The sequence below is a fragment of the Hymenobacter terrenus genome (assembly GCF_000972495.1).
Taxonomy (GTDB): Bacteria; Bacteroidota; Bacteroidia; order Cytophagales; family Hymenobacteraceae; genus Hymenobacter; species Hymenobacter terrenus.
Map to the genome: position 1 here is coordinate 1 of NZ_LATM01000089.1, position 2,362 is coordinate 2,362.

Genomic DNA, 2,362 nt, shown 5'->3' on the forward strand with positions numbered 1-2,362 from the left:
TTTTACAGCTTGAAAGTCCGCGCGGCTGATGGTGTACACACGGTGCAAATCATCAAAAACTAAATTTCGAGGCATTTAGCAGGCTCGATTAGCTTGTTAAAAATCAACGTCTACAGGCTCTAGAGCAGGAAGTAAACACGGGTTCTTGCTTTCACTTTTTGACTTTAGAGCCTGTATTCCTATTCATTAATTTCCATTCATTTTTCATCTTTTCAATCTCATCATGAAACAACTCTCAAATAATTTCAGACCATGGGCACTCCGGTTTGCTCTCATGGGAACCTTTGCGGGCTCTTCGCTCTTGGCCCATGCCCAGACTGGGGTATTCCAAGTAGAAACCTCCTCCTACATTGCTGACGCAACCAATAACGATGTTTTAAACGGCTCCCGCATTCAATCGAATGGCAACATCGTATTGGCCGTAGATAACACCAGCTCCGTGATAGGAGGCGTTACGGCAACAACGCTCAATGGCGCCACCAGCACCTCTGCGGGTACTATTGTCCGTCTGAACTCCACGGGAACCACCGTCTTATCGGTGACCAAAGTTGGCCCCCGGGCACTGGATATAGCCATTGATGCCAACGACAATATTTATGTCGCGCTGGGCACCGGTGGTTTTGTAAAGCTAAACTCGACGGCTCAGTCGGTCGTTTATCAAAACAGCAACGGGGGCAATTGCCGCCGGATTGATGCCGGGAAAAACGGTAACGTCGTCGCATTAAATAACTCCGGCAATGAGGCCGGCAAAATTTACGTCTATAATCCCAGTGGTACTGAGCTTTACAACACCGCAGGCAAAAATTTCACGCAGGACGTAGCCATCAACGACGAGCTGCAGCTGACTTATTCTATTGGCTTCAGAAATGCCAGCACGGGCTGTAATCCGGTGCAGATTGCTTACATAATTGCCAGAAACTTCAGTGGCACGGAAGTTTGGAGGGATTATGATTGGGCCGCTAATCTATTGGATGATTGCGACGGTACGGCCAGGGAAAATAACATGGCCGATTCCCGAGGCTACCGGATTACTCTGGGAGAAGACGGCAAGCTATACGCAGCCTTCGAAGTAGCCGGCGGGAACCACATATTCCGGTTCAGCCCCAAAAACCTGACCACGCCCGCACCGGTAGTGGGAGGAGATGCCTACACGGAGTTTTACAACAGCCGGGATGAGCACAAAAGCTTTTTTGCCCGCTTCGATGCCTCCAACGGCAACTATCTTTTAGGCCAGCAATTAGCTAGCCGCCCCAATGGTCCTACTGGTCCAGGAAATGCGGTTCGGATTAAAGACGGTGACATCAGCGCCGACGCGCAGGGCCGGGTATATCTTGGCGGCAGCTCTGCCGACGGCTTACCACTAACGTTTGATGTTCCGGAGGCTGGTACCTCAACGGGAGGCGCTTTCCTGGTAGCCTTCAGCAGTGATTTTAAAAACCGCTTGTTTACGACGCGCTTGTCTGGTTCAGAAGTACACGCCGTAAGTGCCAGAACGGTTAACGGACAAGTGAAAACGGTTTTTGGCGGCGACGTGGTGGGTGGCCTGTATGTTAAAAACGCCATTCAATCTACCCCATCGGGCGGGACCAAGGATGCCAACTTTGCCGTTTTGAAGTTTGCGGCTGGCAAGTCTAACCCTACCGTGAGCATCACCTCACCAGCCAACGGCGCTCCGTTCAATGAGGGCGGCAGCATCACGATTGATGCCACCGCCGCTGATGCGGACGGCAGCGTAGCCAAAGTAGATTTCTACCGGGACAACGTATTGGTGGGTACCGACACCAGCGCCCCCTTCTCCTTCACCCTGAACAATGCTCCCAACGGCTCTTATATTCTGCGGGCTAAGGCGACCGATAACGAGGGCTTTGAAACCTACTCGCCACGGGTGATAGTGAACGTAACCGTAAATGCGGTAAACCTTGTTTTAGGGAAGCCGGTAACGCGCTCCAATCAGCAGACCGGTAATGAAGCATACAAAGCGGTTGATGGCAATGTCTCAACCCGCTGGGCATCCCTCGGCTATCCGCAGTGGATGGAAGTTGACCTAGGTGCGGTAAAAGACATGAACCGGACGGAGATTGTCTGCTACGGAGACCGGGCCTACCGCTTTAAGGTAGAGACTAAAACCACGGCTGACGGCGCATACACTACCGTTGTTGACAGAACGGCTAATACAAAAACGGGCAAAGCCAGTGACCCGATTGTTGATGCTTTCGCCACCACCCAAGCCCAGTATGTGAAGCTAACGGTAACGGGTGAAGCTGGCGGGGCCGGCTGGGTTGGTATTTCTGAATTCAGAGTATTCAACACCAGCTCCACTCCTCCGGTATCGAACGCGTCGCCGAGTGTGAGCCTGACGAGC

General features: G+C 52.1%; 1 protein-coding gene. It reads left to right on the forward strand.

All coding sequences use genetic code 11. The annotated features are described in order from the left end of the window. Nucleotides 1-223: 223 nt before the first annotated feature. On the forward strand, nucleotides 224-2,362 hold a 2,139-nt coding region (locus tag WX88_RS26520; RefSeq protein WP_197076991.1), incomplete at its 3' end, for an Ig-like domain-containing protein.